General features: G+C 71.6%; 19 protein-coding genes. 8 read left to right on the top strand and 11 right to left on the bottom strand.

From position 1 onward, the window contains the following. The first annotated feature begins 80 nt into the window (after positions 1-80). Together O3X23_RS22795 and O3X23_RS22790 are read left to right on the top strand one after the other, a co-directional pair. Positions 81-1133, top strand: coding sequence for an AraC family transcriptional regulator (locus O3X23_RS22795; protein ID WP_269273339.1), 1053 nt, complete (start codon positions 81-83; stop codon positions 1131-1133). 146 nt (positions 1134-1279) lie between these two features. Beyond that, entirely contained in the window at positions 1280-2464 is a 1185-nt protein-coding gene (locus tag O3X23_RS22790) for a lipase family protein (RefSeq protein ID WP_443047941.1), read from the top strand. A gap of 78 nt (positions 2465-2542) precedes the next feature. On the opposite strand, the gene O3X23_RS22785 is transcribed toward O3X23_RS22790, so the two are convergent. Together O3X23_RS22785 and O3X23_RS22780 are read right to left on the bottom strand one after the other, a co-directional pair. Further along, positions 2543-4444, bottom strand: coding sequence for an AMP-dependent synthetase/ligase (locus O3X23_RS22785; protein WP_269273337.1), 1902 nt, complete (start codon positions 4442-4444; stop codon positions 2543-2545). Between the two features lie 160 nt (positions 4445-4604). Further along, positions 4605-5915, bottom strand: coding sequence for an acetyl-CoA C-acetyltransferase (locus O3X23_RS22780; protein WP_269273336.1), 1311 nt, complete (start codon positions 5913-5915; stop codon positions 4605-4607). Positions 5916-5997: 82 nt separating this feature from the next. Here O3X23_RS22780 and O3X23_RS22775 point away from each other — a divergent pair, with 82 nt between their 5' ends. Both O3X23_RS22775 and O3X23_RS22770 read left to right on the top strand, forming a co-directional pair. Continuing rightward, a complete protein-coding gene (locus O3X23_RS22775) occupies positions 5998-7260 on the top strand; it encodes a 3-oxoacyl-ACP reductase (RefSeq protein ID WP_269273335.1) in 1263 nt (420 codons plus the stop codon). A 36-nt stretch (positions 7261-7296) separates the two neighbouring features. After that, complete coding sequence (locus O3X23_RS22770; protein WP_269273334.1) at positions 7297-8205, top strand: MaoC/PaaZ C-terminal domain-containing protein; 909 nt, start codon at positions 7297-7299, stop codon at positions 8203-8205. Here the strand turns inward: O3X23_RS22770 and O3X23_RS22765 are convergent. Continuing rightward, on the bottom strand, positions 8168-8761 hold the full coding sequence (locus O3X23_RS22765; RefSeq protein ID WP_269273405.1) for a TetR/AcrR family transcriptional regulator: 594 nt from the start codon (positions 8759-8761) through the stop codon (positions 8168-8170). The two genes, O3X23_RS22770 and O3X23_RS22765, sit on opposite strands and share 38 nt — an antisense overlap. Before the next feature lie 193 nt (positions 8762-8954). Here O3X23_RS22765 and O3X23_RS22760 point away from each other — a divergent pair, with 193 nt between their 5' ends. Next, positions 8955-9500, top strand: coding sequence for a DUF1707 and FHA domain-containing protein (locus tag O3X23_RS22760; protein WP_269273333.1), 546 nt, complete (start codon positions 8955-8957; stop codon positions 9498-9500). Between the two features lie 80 nt (positions 9501-9580). Here O3X23_RS22760 and O3X23_RS22755 read toward each other — a convergent pair whose 3' ends face one another. The 6 genes from O3X23_RS22755 to O3X23_RS22730 all read right to left on the bottom strand — a co-directional run bounded on the left by O3X23_RS22755 (position 9581) and on the right by O3X23_RS22730 (position 14499). Further along, complete coding sequence (locus O3X23_RS22755) at positions 9581-10906, bottom strand: dicarboxylate/amino acid:cation symporter (protein ID WP_269273332.1); 1326 nt, start codon at positions 10904-10906, stop codon at positions 9581-9583. A gap of 166 nt (positions 10907-11072) precedes the next feature. Next, positions 11073-11360 (bottom strand): DUF4229 domain-containing protein, encoded by a 288-nt coding sequence (locus tag O3X23_RS22750; RefSeq protein WP_269273331.1) that lies wholly within the window; start codon positions 11358-11360, stop codon positions 11073-11075. 29 nt (positions 11361-11389) lie between these two features. Then, complete coding sequence (locus tag O3X23_RS22745; RefSeq protein ID WP_269273330.1) at positions 11390-11908, bottom strand: GNAT family N-acetyltransferase; 519 nt, start codon at positions 11906-11908, stop codon at positions 11390-11392. Between the two features lie 127 nt (positions 11909-12035). Further along, a complete protein-coding gene (gene mqnE, locus O3X23_RS22740) occupies positions 12036-13199 on the bottom strand; it encodes an aminofutalosine synthase MqnE (RefSeq protein ID WP_269273329.1) in 1164 nt (387 codons plus the stop codon). A gap of 75 nt (positions 13200-13274) precedes the next feature. After that, positions 13275-13730 carry an Lrp/AsnC family transcriptional regulator gene (locus tag O3X23_RS22735; RefSeq protein ID WP_250977167.1) on the bottom strand — a complete coding sequence of 152 codons (456 nt, stop codon included), beginning with the start codon at positions 13728-13730 and terminating at the stop codon, positions 13275-13277. A 94-nt stretch (positions 13731-13824) separates the two neighbouring features. Continuing rightward, positions 13825-14499 carry a UbiX family flavin prenyltransferase gene (locus tag O3X23_RS22730; protein WP_269273328.1) on the bottom strand — a complete coding sequence of 225 codons (675 nt, stop codon included), beginning with the start codon at positions 14497-14499 and terminating at the stop codon, positions 13825-13827. 243 nt (positions 14500-14742) lie between these two features. Here O3X23_RS22730 and O3X23_RS22725 point away from each other — a divergent pair, with 243 nt between their 5' ends. After that, entirely contained in the window at positions 14743-15279 is a 537-nt protein-coding gene (locus O3X23_RS22725; protein ID WP_269273404.1) for a rhomboid family intramembrane serine protease, read from the top strand. Positions 15280-15380: 101 nt separating this feature from the next. Continuing rightward, complete coding sequence (locus O3X23_RS22720) at positions 15381-16490, top strand: hypothetical protein (protein ID WP_269273327.1); 1110 nt, start codon at positions 15381-15383, stop codon at positions 16488-16490. A 36-nt stretch (positions 16491-16526) separates the two neighbouring features. Here the strand turns inward: O3X23_RS22720 and mqnP are convergent, their stop codons facing one another. Further along, a complete protein-coding gene (gene mqnP / locus O3X23_RS22715; protein WP_269273326.1) occupies positions 16527-17450 on the bottom strand; it encodes a menaquinone biosynthesis prenyltransferase MqnP in 924 nt (307 codons plus the stop codon). Beyond that, on the bottom strand, positions 17447-18907 hold the full coding sequence (locus O3X23_RS22710) for a menaquinone biosynthesis decarboxylase (protein ID WP_269273325.1): 1461 nt from the start codon (positions 18905-18907) through the stop codon (positions 17447-17449). Before O3X23_RS22710 ends, mqnP begins: the two co-directional genes overlap by 4 nt. 86 nt (positions 18908-18993) lie before the next feature. Here O3X23_RS22710 and O3X23_RS22705 point away from each other — a divergent pair, with 86 nt between their 5' ends. Beyond that, entirely contained in the window at positions 18994-19272 is a 279-nt protein-coding gene (locus O3X23_RS22705; protein ID WP_269273324.1) for a PLD nuclease N-terminal domain-containing protein, read from the top strand. Positions 19273-19274: the final 2 nt, after the last annotated feature.

Below are 19274 nucleotides of genomic sequence, written 5' to 3'. Positions count from 1 at the left end.
GAAGCACGAGGCCGCACGAAGATGACACGAACCGTCACACGGGTTGACCCTGCCGCTCAGCTGCACCACCGTTGAGTGTCATGGGCACGCATACGATCACGGTGCACCGGGTCAGAGCGGCGTTACGCGGCGCGCAGCGGCTCGGCATCGACACCGCCCCGTTGCTCCAACGGGCCCAGATCGCACCCCTGCTGCTCGGCGACGACCGGGCCCGGGTGACCGACACCCAGTTCAGCCGCCTCGTCAGGGAACTGCACCAGGCCACGAACGACGAGTTCCTCGGCCTCGGCCCGGCGCCCAGCCCGCGCGGCTCCTTCGCCATGATGTGCTGCACGGCGCTGGGCGGCCGGGACCTGGGCGCCGCGCTGGACCGGGCGGTGCGGTTCTACGGGCTGTTCCCGAGCGGTCCCGCCCTCGCCGTCGACGCCTCGGCCGGCGTCGCGCACTTCACGGTGCTCGGCGACCTGGCCGACGACCCGGACCACTTCCTCGCCGAGTGCCTGGTCGTGATCTGGCACCGGCTCTCCAGCTGGCTCGTCGGCAGCCGCATCCCGTTGCTGCAGGCCGAGTTCGCCTACCGGGCGCCGCCGCACCGGGCCGAGTACGACCTGCTCTTCGGCTGCCCGGTCCGCTTCGGTGCGCAGCACACCGGTGCCGCCTTCGACGCGCACTGGCTCGCCGCGCCGCTCATCCAGGACGAGACGGCGCTGGGCGAACTGCTGCGCCGGGCCCCCGCCGACCTGCTCAGCCGGCGCGACTACGGCACCACCGTCACCGAGCAGATCCGGCGCACCATGGCCCGCGCCCTGACCACCCGGACCCGGCTGCCGGAGGCCCCGGAGATCGCGGCGCGGCTCGCGGTCAGCCCCGCGACCCTGCGCCGCCGGCTGACGGCCGAGGGGACGTCCTTCCAGCAGCTCAAGGACTCGGTCCGCAAGGACGCGGCCATCGCCGGGCTCCGCGAGGGGCACGAGCCGATCGCCCAGCTCGCTTCGCGGCTCGGCTTCTCCGAGGACACCGCGTTCCACCGGGCCTTCCGCCGCTGGACCGGGACCACCCCGGGCGCGTACCGCCACGCGGCCCCCGGGACGCGCCCTCCGGCGTCGGAGCCCTGGCATGAGCCCCCGGCATGAACCCCTTGGAGTGAATGCGATTCCGGGTCAGCAAAGGTGAGCGGCGTGGTCAGCGCCGGACCTACCCGTAAGTCACTACGGTCCCTGTACCCCACACCTTCCACCGAATCGATGGGAGAGCCGCAGTGCAGAGCACCGTACGACGCATCCGGCACATCGTTCCCGCGGCCCTGGCCGCCCTCGCACTGACGACCGCGCTGACCGCCACGGCCCCGGCCCAGGCCTCGGCGGACACGCAGGCCACCCCCACCACCGCCACCGATGCCACCGCCGCCGGACAGCCCGGCGACCTGGTCAGCGCCCAGCAGACCCGCTTCATGCCCAATCCCCTCGTCCCCACGGACACCAAGGCCTGGAAGATCCACTACCGGTCCACCACCGCCACCGGCGCGCCCACCACCGTCTCCGGCACCGTCCTCGTCCCCCGCGACGGCCGGACCGGACAGCGCCCCCTCGTCACGTACGCCGTCGGCACCGTCGGCCTCGCCGACAGCTGCGCGCCCTCCGCCGGCTTCCCCACCGGGACCACCGCCGAGGGCAGCCTCATCTGGCAGGCGCTGCTGCGCGGTTGGGCCGTCGCCGTCACGGACTACGAGGGCCTCGGCACCCCCGGCACCCACACGTACACCGTCGGCCGGGCCGAGGGACAGGCCATGCTCGACGCCGCCCGCGCCGCCGAACGGCTGCCCGGCACCGGTCTGAACGCCGACACGCCCGTCGGCATCATGGGCTACTCCCAGGGCGGCCAGGCCTCCAGCTGGGCCGCCGAGATCCACGACTCCTACGCACCCGACCTGAACGTCAAGGGCACCGCCACCGGCGGCGTCCCCGCCGACCTCCTCAAGGTCGCCGACTTCAACAACGGCGGTGTCGGCGCCGGCCTGATCCTCGCCTCGGCCGTCGGTCACGACGCCGCGTACCCGGCCCTCGACCTCGCCAAGTACCTGAACGCCAGAGGCCGGTCGATGGTGAACATCGTCAGGACGCAGTGCGTCGCCATCGACGCCATCGCCGGCCTCTTCCAGCGCATCGACCAGGTCACCACCAGCAACCCGCTCCACCAGGCCGACTGGCAGAGCGCGCTGCGCGCCGACACGCTGGGCACCCACGGGCCCGACGCCCCGGTCTACCTCTACCACGGCGTCGTCGACGAGCTGATCCCCTACACCGTGGGGCAGCAGCTGCGCTCCGACTGGTGCGCGAAGGGCGTCGACGTCCAGTGGCAGCCCATGCCGCTGGGCCACATCACCGGAGCCATCGCGGGGTCCCCCTTCGCGATGGAGTGGCTCGCCGACCGCTTCGCCGGCCACCCCACGGCGGGCAACTGCTGATTCCGCCGGGCCCGCGCCCGTCGCCGGCCGGACCGGTCCCCCGGCCCGGCCGGCGTCGGCACGCTCCCCTGCCGTGCTTCACCGCTTGCGGTAGATCTCGTCGATCTCCTTCGTGAAGTCCCGTGCGATCGCGGTCCGCTTGAGCTTCATCGAGGGCGTCAGGTGCCCCGAGTCCTCCGTGAACTCCACCGGCAGGACGCTGAAGCGCCGGATCGACTCGGCCCGCGACACCGACTCGTTCGCGTCGTCGACCGCGTGCTGGATCTCCGCGAGGAGTTCCGGGTCCTCGGCGAGCTGCGCCGTACGGACTCCGTCGCGGTGGTGCATCCGGCGCCAGTGGCTGAGGCCGTCGGGTTCGAGGGTGATGAGCGCCGCCACGTAGGGGCGGTTGTCACCGACGACCATGCACTGCCCGACGAGGGGGTGCGCCCGCAGCCGGTCCTCCAGCGGAGCCGGGGCGACGTTCTTGCCGCCCGCGGTGATGATGATCTCCTTCTTGCGGCCGGTGATCGTCAGATATCCCTCGGCGTCGAGCTCACCGAGGTCACCGGTGGCGAACCAGCCGCCGTCCACCGGGTGGTAGGCCCCGACCCGGCCGTTCCAGTAGCCGCCGAACACCATGTTGCCGGTGAGCAGCACCTCGCCGTCGTCGGCGATCCGCACGGCCGCGCCGGGCAGCGGCCAGCCGACGGTGCCGAGCCGGGGCCGCAGCGGCGGGGTGACGGTGGCGGCGGCCGTGGTCTCCGTCAGCCCGTACCCCTCGAAGATCGTGACGCCCGCGCCCGCGTAGAACGCGGCCAGGCGGCGGCCGAGCGGTGAGCCGCCGCAGATCGCGTACCGGACCTTGCCGCCGAGCGCGGCGCGGATGCGCCGGTAGACGAGCGGGTCGTAGAGCGCGTGGGCGGCCCGCAGCCCGAGCGAGGGCCCGCGCCCGGTGCCGGACTGCTGCGCCTCCAGGGCCTCGCCGTACCGCCGCGCGATGGTGGCGGCCCGGTCGAAGGAGGATGCCCGGCCCATGGACTCGGCGGTCGCGCGGCCGGTGTTGTAGACCTTCTCCAGCACGTACGGGATCGCGAGCAGGAAGGTCGGCCGGAAACCGGCGAGGTCGGCCAGCAGGTCGTCGGTGGCGATGCTGGGGGCGTGGCCGAGCCGGACCCGGGCGCGCAGGCAGCCGATGGCGACCATCCGGCCGAAGACGTGCGACAGGGGCAGGAAGAGCAGCGTCGAGGCGGGCTCCGCGCTCACCGACTTGAAGACGGGGTGCAGCAGCTCGATCGAGTTGTCGACCTCGGCGAAGAAATTGGCGTGCGTGAGGATGCAGCCCTTGGGGCGTCCGGTGGTGCCCGACGTGTAGATGAGCGTGGCGACGCTGTCGGGTCCGAGGTTGGCGCGCCGGCCCTTGACGAGGACGTCCGGCAGCTCCCGCCCCTCGGCCATCAGCTGGGAGATGCCCCCCGCGTCCAGCTGCCACAGATGCCGCAGCCCGGTCAGCTCGCGGCGCTGCCCGCTGATGAGCCGGGTCTGCTCGACGCTCTCCACCGCGCACGCCACCGCGCCGGAGTCCGCGAGGATCCAGGCGGCCTGCGAGGCGGAGGACGTCGGGTAGATGGGGACGGTGATCAGTCCGGCCGCCCAGGCCGCGAAGTCCAGCAGCGTCCACTCGTACGTCGTCCGCGCCATGATCGCGAGCCGGTCGCCGGGCCGCATCCCGGAGGCGATCAGCCCCTTCGCGACGGCGACCACCTCGTCGCGGAACTGGGCAGCCGTGATGTCGCGCCAGGCCCCGCGCTCGTCCTTGCGGCTGAGCACGGCCTCGTCCGGCGCCTCCAGGGCGTTGCGGAAGGGGATGTCCGCGAGACTCCCCTCGCTCTCGGGCGCTACGAGAGCCGGCACGGAAGCCTGCCGTACCGAACCGCCCGATACGACGAGATCCGGTTCGACGGCGACGAGTTGCGGCGGTATCGGGCTCTTACGGGACATCAGGGGCTCTCCTGGTTCGCGGAATCGTACGGCGGCTCGCGCTACGCGGATCGGCGGCGGTCAGGGCGGCAGTGGCGGTTCGGAGCGGCGGGGGGCGGGGTGGGGCGGTTCGCAGCGTGACGGTGCGGGGCGTTGCGGTGCGGGGCGTTGTCGCGCGGATTCACGGGCGTTCGAGCACGGCCGTGACTCCCTGGCCGCCCGCCGCGCAGATGGAGACCAGCCCGCGCCCCGGGCCGCCCCGCTCGGCGAGCAGCGTCGCGAGGGTCGCGACGATGCGGGCGCCGGTCGCCGCGAAGGGGTGCCCGGTGGCGAGCGACGAACCGGCCACGTTCAGCCGGTCCCGGTCCACCGTCCCCAGCGGGCCCGCCAGGCCCAGCCGCCCGGTGCAGAACTCCTTGTCCTCCCAGGCGGCGAGGGTGGCCAGGACCTGCGAGGCGAACGCCTCGTGGATCTCGTAGAGGTCGAAGTCGCCGAGGGCGAACCCGGCCCGTTCCAGCATGCGCGGCACCGCGAACGCGGGCGCCATGAGCAGCCCTTCCTCGTCGCCCCCGGGATTGCCGACGAAGTCGACGGCGGCCGTCTCGTAGGCCGTGAGGAAGGCGAGCGGCTCGTGTCCGTGGGCGGCCGCCCACTCCTCGCTCGCCAGCAGGACGACGGCCGCGCCGTCCGTCAGCGGCGTCGAGTTGCCGGCCGTCATGGTGGCGCCCCCCTCCCGCACCCCGAAGACCGGCTTCAGCCGCGCGAGCTTCTCGGCCGTCGAGTCCGGGCGCAGGTTCTGGTCGCGGTCCAGGCCGCGGAAGGGCGTCACCAGGTCGTCGAACAGCCCGCGCTCGTACGCCGCCGCGAGCCGCTGGTGGCTGGCCGCGGCCAGCACGTCCTGCGCCTCGCGCGCGATGCCCCACCGCTTGGCGGTGAGGGCCGCGTGCTCGCCCATCGACAGCCCGGTGCGCGGCTCGGCGTTGCGCGGGATCTCCGGTACGAGATGGCGCGGCCGGATGCGCGCCAGCGCCTTGGCGCGCGCACCCGTGGACTTCGCCCGGCGCGCCTCCAGCAGGATCTTCCGCAGCTCGTCGTTGACGCCGAGCGGCGCGTCGCTCGCGGTGTCGGCGCCGCCCGCGATGCCGCAGTCGAGCTGGCCGAGCGCGATCTTGTTCGCGACGGCGATGATCGCCTGCAAGCCGGTGCCGCACGCCTGTTGGATGTCGTACGCGGGGATCGCGGGGTCGAGCGTGCTGCCGAGCAGGGTCTCGCGGGCGAGGTTGAAGTCCCGGCTGTGCTTGAGGACGGCCCCGGCGACGAACTCACCCACGCGCTCACCGGCCAGGCCGGTCCGTTCCACCAGCCCGCCCAGCGCCGCGCCCAGCATGTCCTGGTTGGACGCGGTGGCGTACGGGCCGTCGGAACGGGCGAACGGTATGCGGTTGCCCGCCACCACCGCGACCCGGCGCGGACTGTCCCTGCGATCACTCATCGGGCGGCTCTCCCTTGGCTGGGCGCTGACTCACCAGTAGCCTTACCGGCGGTAAACTTACTCCAGAGTAAGGAGAAGGCCAATGGCCGATCGCTATCTCCGTTTCACGGGTACGGCCCCCGGCCGCTTCCTCTCCGGCCGCCTCGGCCTCCCCCAGCCCACCGCACTGCGGCGCTGGTCCCCGGAACACCCGGACCTGGCCGGGCCGGTCCTGCGCCTGACGGCCGGTGTCCCGCGGCCGGTCGACGCGGCGGTCGAGGGGCCCGCTCCCGCCGCCGTCGTACTCGACGCCACCGGCGTCCGCCGGACGGCCGGCCTGCACGACGTGTACGCGGCGCTGCACCCCGTCGTCCGCTCGCTCGCGCCCTGCGGCCGGCTCATCGTCCTCGGCGGCCCCCCGGACCCGGCCGATCCCCACCAGGCCGCCGCCCAGCAGGCGCTCGAAGGGTTCGTCCGCTCCCTCGGCAAGGAGATCGGCCGCGGCCGTACCGTCCAGCTCCTGCGCCTGGCGCCCGGCGCCGAACCCGACTCGACGCTGCGCTTCCTCCTCTCCCCCAAGTCCGCGTACGTGAGCGGCCAGGTCATCGAGATCGGCCCGGCGGTTCCCGTGGCATCCGACGGCACCCGGATCGCGCTGGTCACAGGTGCCGCGCGCGGCATCGGTGAGTCCGTCGCCGCCACCCTCGCCCGCGACGGCCACCACGTCGTCTGCCTCGACGTCCCGCAGTCGGAAGAGGCCCTGACCGAGGTCGCGCGGCGGCTGGGCGGCACCGCGCTGGCCCTGGACATCACCGCGCCGGACGCCGGGGAACGCATCGCCGCCGCACTCCCCGACGGCCTGGACGTCCTGGTCCACAACGCCGGGATCACCCGCGACCGCAAGCTCGCCAACATGGCCGCCGACCGCTGGGACTCCGTCCTCGACGTCAACCTCGGCAGCGTCATCCGCACCACCGACCACCTGCTCACGTCCGGCACCCTGCACGACGGCGGCCGGATCATCGCCACCGCCTCGATCAGCGGCATCGCCGGCAACGCCGGCCAGACCAACTACGCCGCCTCGAAGGCGGGCGTCATCGGCTTCGTCCGCGCGCTCGCCACTGATCCGCGCACGGCCGCGCACGGCATCACCGTCAACGCCGTCGCCCCCGGCTTCATCGAGACGAAGATGACCGCCGCGGTCCCGCTGTTCATCCGCGAGGCCGGCCGCCGGATGAACTCCCTCGGCCAGGGCGGCCTCCCGGTCGACGTGGCCGAGACCATCGCCTGGTTCGCCGACCCGGGGTCGGGCGGCGTCACGGGCCAGGTCGTCCGCGTCTGCGGCCAGAGCCTGCTCGGCGCGTAGCGCCTCTCATCCCCCGTATCGAAGGGACGACCCGACGTGCCCACCCGCACCCTCGCCGCGCCACCGCGGCTGCCCCTGGTCCTGGCCAAGGGCGCGATCGGCTCGCGCCGCAAGCGCGGGCGCCCGCGCGACGGCGCCGCGCCCGCCGACCGGCTGGTCCTGCCCGCCGTGCGGATCGACCCGGGGCGGCTCGCCGCGTACGCCCGGGTCTGCGGCTTCACCCGCGAGCAGCCGGCCGGCACGCCGACCGACGCGGCGCGCGACGGGGTGCCGCCGACGTACCCGCACATCCTCGGATTCCCGCTCGCGGCGCAGCTGATGGCCGACCCGGCGTTCCCGCTGCCGCTGCTCGGGCTGGTGCACACCTCGATCGAGATCACTCAACGGCGCGCGCTGCGCGCGACCGACCGCCCCGAGCTGACCGTCCACACCGCGGCGCTCCGGCCGCACCACCGCGGCACCGAAGCCGTGCTCGTCACCGAGGCCCGGCTCGACGGCGAGCTCGTCTGGTCCGACCGCAGCACGTACCTCGCCCGGCACAGCGGCGCCACCGGCCCGCGCCCCGACGACGCGCCGGAGCCCGAAGGGTCCCGGCTGCCCGCCGTCGCCACCTGGCAGCTCGCCGCGGACCTGGGCCGCCGCCATGCGCGGGTGTCGGGCGACTACAACCCGATCCACCTGCACCCCTGGACGGCGAAGCCGCTCGGTTTCCCCCGCGCCATCGCCCACGGCATGTGGACCGTGGCCCGCTGCGCGGCCGAAGCGGTCCCGGCGGCGGCCGAACACGTCACCCTGCAGGCCCGGTTCAGGGCGCCGGTGCTGCTGCCCGGCACGGTGACCTACGCGGCCTGCGCCACCGCCGGCGCGGGATCCCGCTTCGAGCTGCGCAGCGGCGACCGCGTCCACCTCACGGGCGAGGTGGTTCCCAGCGCCGGCCGTTCATGAGGTTGTCCAGACCCGCCCAGGCGAAGTTCATCAGCGTCGCCGCGGTGTCCTTGCCCGACTGGCCGGGCTGCCCGCAGCCCCAGCCCGCCAGTGACTCCGCCGCTCCCACCAGGGCCTGCGCCAGCGCCGTGACCTCGCGCTCGGCGAGCTCGCCCGCGCAGTCGGCCTCCCGGGCCGCCGCCGCGATCAGCTCCCTGACGAACTCGGCGATCTCCGCGCGCATCTTCGCGACCTCGTCCGCGAAGGGCTCCCCCTGGGTCCGCGCCTGCTGGTACAGCACGGTCCACCCGTCGGGGCGCTCCGTCGTGTGCGTGAAGAACGCCCGCAGCCCGCACCACAGTTGCCGGTCCGGCGCCGCCCCCGGCTCCACCCCGGCCATGACCGCCTCGGTGAGCGCCGCCGCCTCACGGCGGATACACGCGGTGAACAGCTCTTCCTTCGAGTTCAAGTACAGATAGACGAGGGGCTTGGACACCCCCGCCAGCTCGGCGATCTCATCCATCGAGGCCGCCCGGTACCCCCGCCGCGCGAAAGTCGCCACCGCCGCGTCGAGCATCTGCTGCTCCCGCACCTGCCGCGGCACCCGCTTGGTCTTCCCGCCCACCCCGCGCCACCCTCTCGTAGCCCTACCCGTAAGTAAGCCTACGGGGCGCGCCCCCGCCCGGCCCGCCGACCGCGACAGGTCGCGCGGAACCGGCCGCACCTCGCGAATCTGGACAGCGCCCCACTGACGGGCCGACAATCCCAGCATGACGTCGCCCGAGTTCCGCGCCCACGGTGTACGGCCCTCGGAGACCGAGCGGGACCACGCGCTCGACGTGCTGCGCGCCGGGACCGGCGATGGCCGGATCTCCCACGACACGTTCATGCACCGCATGCACATCGTGCTCACCGCCCGCAGCCGCGCCGAGGTCGACGGCGCCCTCGCCGACCTCCCCTCCCGCGGCCGCGCCCCGCAGCTCCTGCTGCGCAGCGTCGCCCGCCTCTCGGCGCTCTCCGTTCGGCTGCGCGGCAGTTGGCGCACCGAGCAGCTCCCCGGCCTGCGACTGCCCGAGCCCGGCCCGCAGCCGCTGCGCATCGGCCGCGCCCCGGTGTGCGACCTCCGCCTCGGCCACGACTCGGTCTCCCGCACCCACGCCGAACTCCGCTACCAGGACAACGTCTGGCTCCTCTCCGACCTGGGCTCCCTCAACGGCACCCACGTCAACGGCCTCCGCATCACCGGCACCGTCCGCGTCCACCCCGGCGACCACGTAGCCTTCGGCAGCCTCAACTTCCGCCTGGCCTCCGGCTGACCGTGGTACCGCCCGAACGCGCCCGCACATGACGGTGCCCCCGGCCCTTCAAAGGGCGGGGGGCACTGTTGCCGGTGGTGCTACGCGGCGACCGGGACGCGCGCTTCGCGCTCGGTGTTCGCGTCGTCGTCCATCAGGTCGTCGATGTCCGCGCCGTGGGCCGTCGCGTACTTGTCGCGGTCGAGGATGTTCTCGCGGGCCGCGACGATGACGGGGATGACGGACTGGCCGGCCACGTTCGTGGCGGTCCGCATCATGTCGAGGATGGGGTCGATCGCGAGCAGCAGGCCGACACCTTCGAGCGGCAGGCCCAGGGTGGAGAGGGTCAGGGTGAGCATCACGGTGGCGCCGGTGAGGCCCGCGGTGGCGGCGGAGCCGATGACCGAGACGAACGCGATCAGCAGGTAGTCGCCGATGCCCAGGTGCACGCCGAAGACCTCGGCGATGAAGATCGCGGCGAGGGCCGGGTAGATCGCGGCGCAGCCGTCCATCTTGGTGGTGGCGCCGAACGGGACGGCGAAGGAGGCGTACTCGCGCGGAACGCCGAGGCGTTCGGTGACGCGCTGGGTGACCGGCATGGTGCCGACCGAGGAGCGCGAGACGAAGGCGAGCTGGATGGCGGGCCAGGCGCCGCGGAAGAACTGCACCGGGCTGACCTTCGCGACCGTGGCCAGCAGCAGCGGGTAGACGCCGAACATGACGAGGGCGCAGCCGACGTAGACGTCGGCGGTGAAGGTCGCGTACTGCTTGATCAGGTCCCACCCGTAGGTGTTGATCGCGTTGCCGATCAGGCCCAGTGTGCCCAGCGGGGCGAGCTTGATGACCCACCACAGGGCCTTCTGCAGCAGTTCGAGGACGGCGGAGCTGAGGGTCAGGATCGGCTCGGCCTTCTCGCCGAGCTGGAGCAGCGCGATGCCGATGACGGCCGCCATGAAGACGATCTGCAACACGTTCAGCTCGGTGAACGGCGTGATGACGTCGGTCGGGATGATCCCCGTGAGGAAGTCCAGCCAGGAACCGGTGTGCTGGGGCTTGGAACCGTCGGCCGGGGTGAGGCCGCTGCCGGAGCCGGGGTTGGTGAGCAGCCCGATCGCGAGGCCGATCGAGACCGCGATCAGCGACGTGATCATGAACCAGAGCAGCGTGCGGGTGGCCAGCCGGGCGGCGTTGGAGACGTTCCGCAGGTTGGTGATCGAGACCACGATGGCGAAGAAGACCAGCGGGGCGACGGCGAGCTTCAGCAACTGGACGAAGATCGAGCCGATCTCGTCGAGCGTCTTGCCGAGCCAGGCGACGTCGCCGCTGCGGGCGATCCAGCCGAGCAGCACACCCAGGACGAGGCCGCCGAGGATCTGGGCCCAGAACGGGATCTTGGGTATGCGTACGCGACTGGATGTAGGAGACATGTTCGTGACGCTAACACCTGGGCTTTGAGAAACCCAAAGCGATTCTTTGGGTACGGGAGGCACCGGGAACGCAAAACCCCGCCGGGAACGTGGTGTTCCCGGCGGGGCATGGCGAAGCGTGTGACGAGGGTTACCCACCGACCCCCGGCGGTACGCGGGTGCGGGGTTACGCGGTGCGCGCGGCGTCGTCCGCCGCGTCCTCCGCGCTCTGGTTCTTGGCGAAGTTCGACCGGCTGCGCTCGACGCGCGCCGAGACCTGGGCCGACGCGGCGTCGCGGGCGCCGCGCAGCAGGACGAAGCTCAGCGGCGCCGAGATGACGAGCGCGAGCAGCGCGACCCACAGCAGGTTGGAGCTGCCGAGCCCGGCCGGCAGGATCCGCAGGGAGACCAGACCCCAGATGACCGCGAAGCAGGCGGCGAAGAGGCCAAAACGCATGGCGGTGTAACGGAACATGCTTCCAGTGAAGCATGTCCTCCCGACGATCAGTGCAGGGGGAGCCACATGGCGATGTCGTCGCGGAAGTCGTCGGCGGCGACGCGGATCGCGTCCGGTACGCGACCGACCTCCTTGAAGCCGCAGGCGGCGTAGAAGGCGTCCGTGCCGGTGCCGCCGCGCACCCCGAGCCGGAGCGCGTCGAAGCCCAGGTCGCGGGCGAAGCCGACGGCCTCGTTCACCATCAGCCGGCCGCGGCCGCCGCCCTGCAGGGCCGGGTCGACCATGACCGTGACGAGCGTGCACCAGTGCCGCATCAGCCGGTGGGTGTTGAGCTTGAGGAAGACCGTGCCGATCGCCCGCCCGTCCTCGTACGCGACGAGCAGCCGCTGGGTCCCCGCGCGGACCGACTCGAACTGCCCCTCGGCGACCGGGCGTACGTCCCCGGCCGTGACCGGCGGGACGAAGCCGACCGCGCCGCCGGCGTTGGAGGCGTCGGTCCAGATCCGGACGATCTCATCGCGGAGGCCGGCGGACAGCTCGGGGTCCCGAGCGAAAGTAAGGGTCATATGTTCATCGTAACCATTACCTCGGGAGGGCAGCAACGGCTGTCCGCATCGCGAGAGCCCCGACAACGCGAGGGCCCCGGCCGCACGCTCACGCGTACTGCCGGGGCCCTCGGAGAACAGCGGGACGTCAGAGGCGCATCGGCTGCGGGGACTCGCGCCGCTCGGCGTTGGGCCCCGGGTACTCGCGGATGATCTCGTAGCGCGTGTTGCGCTCGACCGGCCGGAAACCGGCGTCGCGGATCAGCTCCAGGATGTCGTCACGGTTCAGCTTGTTCGGCGTGCCGAAGTCGTCCGCGTCATGGGTGATCTTGTACTCGACGACCGAGCCGTCCATGTCGTCCGCGCCGTGCTGCAGCGCCAGCTGGGCCGTCTGCACCCCGTGCATCACCCAGAAGACCTTGACGTGCGGCACGTTGTCGAAGAGCAGCCGGGAGACGGCGAACGTCTTGAGCGCGTCGGCGCCGCTGGCCATCGTGGTGCGGGCCTGCAGCGTGTTGCGGATCTTGCCGTCCTTCATGTCCACGAAGTCGTGCTGGTACCGCAGCGGGATGAAGACCTGGAAACCGCCGGTCTCGTCCTGCAGCTCACGCAGCCGCAGCACGTGGTCCACCCGGTGCCTCGGCTCCTCGATGTGCCCGTAGAGCATCGTCGCCGGGGTCTTGAGGCCCTTGGAGTGCGCGAGGCGGTGGATCCGGGACCAGTCCTCCCAGTGGGTGCGGTGGTCCACGATGTGCTGCCGGACCTCCCAGTCGAAGATCTCGGCGCCGCCGCCGGTCAGCGACTCCAGGCCCGCCTCGATCAGCTCGTCCAGGATGTCGGAGGCCGACAGGCCGGAGATCGTCTCGAAGTGATGGATCTCGGTCGCCGTGAACGCCTTCAGCGAGACGGAGGGCAGCGCCTCCTTGAGGGCCTTCAGCGACCGCGGGTAGTACCGCCACGGCAGCGTCGGGTGCAGCCCGTTGACGATGTGCAGCTCGGTGAGGTTCTCGCCCTCCATCGTCTTCGCGAGACGGACGGCCTCCTCGATGCGCATCGTGTACGCGTCCTTCTCGCCCGGCTTGCGCTGGAACGAGCAGTAGGCGCACGACGCGGTGCACACGTTCGTCATGTTCAGGTGCCGGTTGACGTTGAAGTGGACGACGTCGCCGTTCTTCTCCGTCCGCACGTGGTGCGCGAGACCACCCAGCCAGGCGAGGTCGTCGGACTCGTAGAGGGCGACTCCGTCCTCACGGGTCAGCCGCTCACCCGCGTAGACCTTCTCCTCCAGCTCACGCTTGAGTCCAGCGTCCATGCCTGCCGCCTCCTAGTTGCCATTCCGACCCGATCAAAACTACTCCCCCGGATCCCGCCCGCGAGCAGGCCCCACTCACGCCTCTTCGGGGAGCGATCCGACCCTGTTCTCCCACTTCGTGGAGAGCACGATCGTGGTCCGGGTCCGGGCCACGCCCTTCGTTCCCGACAGCCGGCGGATCGTCCGCTCCAGGCCGTCCACGTCGCCGACCCTGACCTTGAGCATGTACGAGTCGTCGCCGGCGATGAACCAGCAGTCCTCGATCTCGTCCAGGTCGCGCAGCCGGTGTGCCACGTCCTCGTGGTCGGCCGCGTCGCTGAGCTGCAGCCCGACCAGGGCGGTCACGCCGAGTCCGAGCGCCACGGGCGCGACGGTGGCCCGGTAGCCGGTGATCACTCCGGCCTGTTCCAGCCGGTTGATCCGGTCGGTGACGCTGGGCCCGGAGAGCCCCACCAGCCGGCCCAGCTCCGCGTACGAGGCCCGCCCGTTCTCGCGCAGCGCCTGGATGAGCTGCCTGTCCACCGCGTCCATATGCCTGGACCCTCCCGTTCATGCATCGATTGCGCCGTGCGAACAAGAATCTAAGGCATCCGCGACCCTGCGGCCTGCGCATCAGCGCAGGCGGTCAGCTCGAACCGGCCGATCCGAGCTCGCCTTCCCAGCGGCGGTACAGCTGGTGCGGCACGGCCGCCGCGTCCAGCACCCGGCCGGCGACGAAGTCCACCAGGTCCTGGATGTGCCGGGCGCCCGCGTAGAAGGCGGGCGACGCGGGCAGGACGACCGCGCCCGCCTCGTCGAGGGTCACCAGGTGCTTGAGGGTCTGGCCGTTCAGCGGCGTCTCGCGGACCGCGACCACCAGCGTCCTGCGCTCCTTGAGCGTGACGCTCGCCGCCCGCTGCAGCAGGTCCTTCGACAGCCCGAGCGCGACGCCCGCGACGCAGGCGGTACTGGCCGGCACGATGAGCATCCCCTTGACCGGGTACGAGCCGGAGGACGGTCCGGCCGCGAGATCGCCCGCGGCCCAGAACCGCACGTCCGCCAGGTCGGCGGGCTCCAGATCGAAGTGCCCGTCCTTGCCGTCGGCGCCGCGCGTCAGCCAGGTCCGCAGGTCCTCGCGCCAGTGCGCGTCCCGGAAGGCGTGGCCCGTCTCGTCGAGCAGGGTCAGCCGGGCGGCCCGGCTGACCACCAGGTCCACCGCCTCGCCCGCTCGCAGCAGCCCCCGGAGCACGGCGGCGGCGTAGGGCGTCCCGGATGCTCCGGAGACCCCGACGATCCAGGGGGTGCGCAGGCTCGTTTCCACCTGCCGAGCCTATCCGGCCGCCCGGGACGTCCCGCGACGTCCCGGGACGTCCCGCGGCGGGAGAGTGCACTCGCCGGGAACCACCCCGGATGTCGGTGGCGTTGTCTACGGTAGGGACACATGGACCTGAGGGGGGCCTCGGTGAGTCACAGCTACGAACCGGTCGCGGACCGTTCCGCGCAGGCGAGTGTCGGGCTGGCTCCACTGCGCGGCGGAGTGCGGGTCACGGCGGCAGCCGCGGTCATGCTGGCGTGGGTGGGGCTGCTGTGGCTGCTCGAAGCGATCGACGTGGTGTCGGACCACTCACTCGACACGTTCGGCATCGTGCCGCGCGAGACGGGTGAGCTGCGCGACATCATCCCGGCCGCCTTCATGCACTTCGGGTTCGCCCATGTCGCGGCCAACAGCCTCCCGCTGCTCGTCCTGGGCTTCATCGCGGCGCTGCGCGGCATTGTCCGCTTCCTCAGCGTCTCCTTCGTCATCATCCTGGCCAGCGGCCTCGGCGTCTGGCTCGTCGCGCCCGCCCACACCAACACGGCGGGGGCCTCCGGTGTCGTCTTCGGCCTCTTCGGCTATCTGCTGGTCCGCGGGTTCGTCGACCGGCGGCTGCTGGACATAGCCGTCGGCCTCGGCGTCGCGGTGCTGTACGGGTCGATCCTGTGGGGTGTGTTGCCCACCGCCCAGGGCGTCTCCTGGCAGGGCCATCTCTTCGGTCTCCTCGGCGGCGTCGCCTCCGCCTTCTTCTTCCGTGTCCGCACGCCCGACGGGCCGGCGCGGTGAGGGCAGCACGGTCGACGCGGAAAAGCCTTTAGGGCCGGACGCCACTCACAGCTAATCTGAAGATCTCACCCGGCGTCGAAGGCCACCGGCCGAAGGCCCGCTTGTTCTACGGGAGTCACCACATCAGCACCGCACACAAGGGCCTGGCCGCCATCGGCTGCGTCGCCCTCATAGCCACCGCTTCCGCCGCCTGCGGCACCGTCCAGCAGGTCGGTGCGGCGGTGAAGGTCCAGAACGCCGTGGACAAGCTCGGGGAGCAGAAGGCGGTCACCGCGACCGTCTCCTTCGACGCCACCGAGGACCAGATCTGGGCCGCGATGAAGGGTGAGGACGACTTCACCAAGGACGACGCGAAGATGCTCGCGGGTCTGCACGCCCGGCTCGGGCTGAGCTCCGACAAGGCGCTCAAGGACACCGCGGCCGTGAAGGACGCGAAGGACGCCGGGAGCGACGCCTCCTCCTTCTCCTTCCAGCTGTCCTCGGACGCCGAGGGGAAGCAGAACCTCGTCGAGGTCCGTTCCATCGGCAAGAAGGTCTACCTCCGGGCCGACATCAAGGCGCTGTCCGCGCTCGGCGGCAAGGACGGCGACAAGTCGCTCGAAGGGCTCCTCCCCCCGGCCGACGAGATCCCGTCCTCGCTCGGCGTCGTGAAGGACGCGCTGGAGGGCAAGTGGGTCTCGATCGACCCGGCGGCGTTCTCGGATCTCGCCAAGACCCTCGGCGGTGACAAGGGCCAGGGCAAGTCGCCGCTGCCGGACGCGTCGTCCTTCGACGCCAAGACCCAGCAGCAGCTGGTCGACGCGGTCAAGAACGCGATGGCGCACAACGCCAAGTTCACCGACAAGGGCAGCGACCAGGGCGTGGACCACGTCACGATGACGGTCCCGGGCGCTCAGGCGGCCAAGGAGCTCGCCAAGGGCCTCGCCCCGCTGGAGAAGCAGATCCCGGGCTTCAAGGTGCAGGACCTCAACAAGGTCCCGGCCAAGGACTTCACGGTGGATCTGTCGATCAAGGACGGCATGCTGTCCGGGATCTCCGTGGACATGACCCAGTTCAACAAGAAGCCCCAGGGCAAGCTCCCGCTGGTCATCGGCCTGAACGGCGGCAGCGCCCCGGTCACGGCCCCGACCGGCGCGAAGGCGTTCACCCCGCAGGACATCATGGGCCTGTTCATGCTCGGAGCCCAGAACCTCAAGGGCCTCGGCGCGTAAGACGTAACGCCCGGCGGCTCCGCGGCCCGGTATCCGTCAGATACCGAGGCCGCGGACCGCGAGGTCGAGCAGCGCGCAGAAGAACAGCGCGATGCCGATGAAACCGTTCACCTGGAAGAAGGCGCGGTTCAGCCGGCTCAGGTCGTGCGGCCGCACGATCGAGTGCTCGTACAGGAACGCACTCGCGACGACCGCCAGGCCGATCCACCAGAACGCGCCCGCACCGGTGGCGACCCCGTACCAGGCCAGCAGCACCGTCGTGACGACATGGCAGCCGCGCGCGCCGTACAGGGCGGCGGCGACGCCGAAACGGGCCGGGACGGACTTGACGCCGTCCGCCCGGTCGGCGGCGACGTCCTGCGACCCGAAGATCAGGTCGAAGCCGCCGATCCACACGCCGACGGCCAGCCCGAGGATCACCGCGTCCCACGACCACTCGCCGGTGACCGCGAGCCACGCGCCGATCGGGCCCATCGCCTGCGCGACGCCGAGGATCGCGTGCGGGAAGTTCGTGAACCGCTTGCCGTACGGATAGACCACCATCGGGATGACGGCGATCGGCGCGAGCGCCAGGCACAGCGGATTGAGCAGCGCCGCCGCGCCCAGGAAGGCGACCACGGCCACCAGCGCGCCGGTCCACGCGGAGCGCACCGACACCGCCCCGGTGACCAGTTCCCGCTGCGCGGTCCGCGGGTTGCGGGCGTCGATCTCGCGGTCGATGATCCGGTTGCACGCCATCGCGAAGGTGCGCAGCCCGACCATCGCCACGGTGATGAGGACCAGCCGCCACCAGTGGACGGAGCCGTCCAGCGCGAACATCGCGCTGAGCGCGGCGATGTAGGCGAAGGGCAGCGCGAAGATCGAGTGCTCGATCATGACGAGGCGCAGGAACGCCCGGATCCGGCCGGGCGGCGCGGGCTCCGGGGCGAAGAGGTCCGGGGTTGCGGAATCCGTGGTCACGAGAGGCCGTACTCCTTCCAGCGCCGGTCGACCTTCGCGGCCGTCTCCGGGTCGGAGACCACCATCTCCGGCCAGCCGCCATCGCGCGTGTACCCCTCCTCGGGGAACTTACGTGTCGCGTCGATGCCCGCCTTGCCGCCCCAGAACTGCTGGTAGGAGGCGTGGTCGAGGTGGTCGACCGGCCCCTCGACGACCGTCAGGTCGCGGGCGTAGTCGGTGTTGCCGAGCGCGCGCCAGGCGACCTCGTGCAGGTCGTGCACATCGCAGTCGGCGTCCACGATGATGATCAGCTTCGTCAGCGACATCATGTGCGCGCCCCAGATCGCGTGCATCGTCTTCTGGGCGTGCTTCGGGTACTTCTTGTCGATCGAGACGATCGCGCAGTTGTGGAAGCCGCCCGCCTCCGGCAGATGGTAGTCCACGATGTCCGGAACGATGATCTTCAGCAGCGGCAGGAAGAACCGCTCGGTGGCCCGGCCCAGCGGCCCGTCCTCGGTGGGCGGCCGGCCCACCACGATCGACTGCAGCAGCGGACGCTTCCGCATCGTCACGCAGTCGATGGTCAGCGCGGGGAACGGTTCCTGCGGGGTGTAGAAGCCGGTGTGGTCGCCGAACGGCCCCTCGGGAAGCGTCTTCCCGGGCTCCAGCCAGCCCTCCAGCACGACCTCGGCATTGGCCGGGACCTGGAGCGGGACGGTCTTGCAGTCCACCATCTCCACCCGCTTGCCCTGCACGAAGCCCGCGAACAGGTACTCGTCGATGTCGCCGGGCAGCGGGGCGGTCGACGCGTACGTCACCGCCGGCGGGCAGCCGAACGCGATGGCGACCGGCAGCCGCTCACCGCGCCGCTCCGCCACCTTGTAGTGGTTGCGGCTGTCCTTGTGGATCTGCCAGTGCATCCCGATGGTGTTCCGGTCGTGCCGCTGCAACCGGTACAGCCCGAGGTTGCGCACCCCGGACTCCGGGTCCTTGGTGTGCGTCAGCCCGAGGTTGAAGAACGAGCCGCCGTCCTCCGGCCAGGTGAACAGCGCGGGCAGCGTGTCCAGGTCGACGTCGTCACCCGTCAGCACGACCTCCTGCACGGGCGCGTCGCCGGACTTCACCTTCTTCGGCGGTACGTGCGTCATCCCGGCGAGCTTGCCGAACGCCTCCCGCACACCGGTGAAGCCGTGCGGCAGCTCCGGCTTCAGCAGCCCGGAGATCTTGTCGCTGATGTCGCTGTACGCCCGCAGTCCGAGGGACTTCAGCATCCGCCGGTCGGTCCCGAACACGTTCATCGCGAGCGGCATCGAGGACCCGCGCACGTTCTCGAAGAGCAGCGCGGGACCGCCGGCCTTGTTCACGCGGTCGGTGATCTCGCCGACCTCCAGATACGGGTCGACCTCGGCCTTGATCCGCCGGAGGTCGCCGTCCTTCTCCAAGGCCCTGAGGAAGGAGCGAAGATCGTCGTAAGCCATAGGGTCCAGTATCCGCCACGCACTACCCTGGAGCCGTCACCGGGCCCCTTCCGCGGCCCGTCTCCACGCTCAGGGGGCTCTCCCAGATGGTCAGGTATCTACCGTTCCTCCTGGTGCTCGCGTTGTGGATCTACGCGTTCATCGACTGCCTGAACACCCCGGAGGAGGACGTCCGCGGACTGCCGAAGGTGGTGTGGGTGATCATCATCCTGCTCTTCGGCGAGGTCCTCGTCGGCCCGATCGCCTGGCTCGTCGCCGGCCGCAACCGCCACCGGGCCCCGGCGCCCCCGCGGTGGGTGGCGCCGGACGACAACCCGGACTTCCTCAAGGGACTGAAGGACGACACGCCGCCCTCCGGCAGCTGAGG

Origin of the sequence: Streptomyces sp. H39-S7 (assembly GCF_027158205.1) — a bacterium.
Taxonomy (GTDB): domain Bacteria; phylum Actinomycetota; class Actinomycetes; order Streptomycetales; family Streptomycetaceae; genus Actinacidiphila.
The sequence above is the reverse complement of the archived record's forward strand: the minus strand, read 5'-3'. Positions and strand labels throughout refer to the sequence as shown.

Bases quoted from the DNA above. Each gene is read 5' to 3' on its own strand.
- O3X23_RS22795 (WP_269273339.1), top strand. From the start codon at position 81: ATGGGCACGCATACGATCACGGTGCACCGGGTCAGAGCGGCGTTACGC.
- O3X23_RS22785 (WP_269273337.1), bottom strand. From the start codon at position 4,444: ATGTCCCGTAAGAGCCCGATACCGCCGCAACTCGTCGCCGTCGAACCG.
- O3X23_RS22780 (WP_269273336.1), bottom strand. From the start codon at position 5,915: ATGAGTGATCGCAGGGACAGTCCGCGCCGGGTCGCGGTGGTGGCGGGC.
- O3X23_RS22775 (WP_269273335.1), top strand. From the start codon at position 5,998: ATGGCCGATCGCTATCTCCGTTTCACGGGTACGGCCCCCGGCCGCTTC.
- O3X23_RS22765 (WP_269273405.1), bottom strand. From the start codon at position 8,761: ATGCTCGACGCGGCGGTGGCGACTTTCGCGCGGCGGGGGTACCGGGCG.
- O3X23_RS22760 (WP_269273333.1), top strand. From the start codon at position 8,955: ATGACGTCGCCCGAGTTCCGCGCCCACGGTGTACGGCCCTCGGAGACC.
- O3X23_RS22755 (WP_269273332.1), bottom strand. From the start codon at position 10,906: ATGTCTCCTACATCCAGTCGCGTACGCATACCCAAGATCCCGTTCTGG.
- O3X23_RS22750 (WP_269273331.1), bottom strand. From the start codon at position 11,360: ATGTTCCGTTACACCGCCATGCGTTTTGGCCTCTTCGCCGCCTGCTTC.
- O3X23_RS22745 (WP_269273330.1), bottom strand. From the start codon at position 11,908: ATGACCCTTACTTTCGCTCGGGACCCCGAGCTGTCCGCCGGCCTCCGC.
- mqnE (WP_269273329.1), bottom strand. From the start codon at position 13,199: ATGGACGCTGGACTCAAGCGTGAGCTGGAGGAGAAGGTCTACGCGGGT.
- O3X23_RS22735 (WP_250977167.1), bottom strand. From the start codon at position 13,730: ATGGACGCGGTGGACAGGCAGCTCATCCAGGCGCTGCGCGAGAACGGG.
- O3X23_RS22725 (WP_269273404.1), top strand. From the start codon at position 14,743: ATGCTGGCGTGGGTGGGGCTGCTGTGGCTGCTCGAAGCGATCGACGTG.
- O3X23_RS22710 (WP_269273325.1), bottom strand. From the start codon at position 18,907: ATGGCTTACGACGATCTTCGCTCCTTCCTCAGGGCCTTGGAGAAGGAC.
- O3X23_RS22705 (WP_269273324.1), top strand. From the start codon at position 18,994: ATGGTCAGGTATCTACCGTTCCTCCTGGTGCTCGCGTTGTGGATCTAC.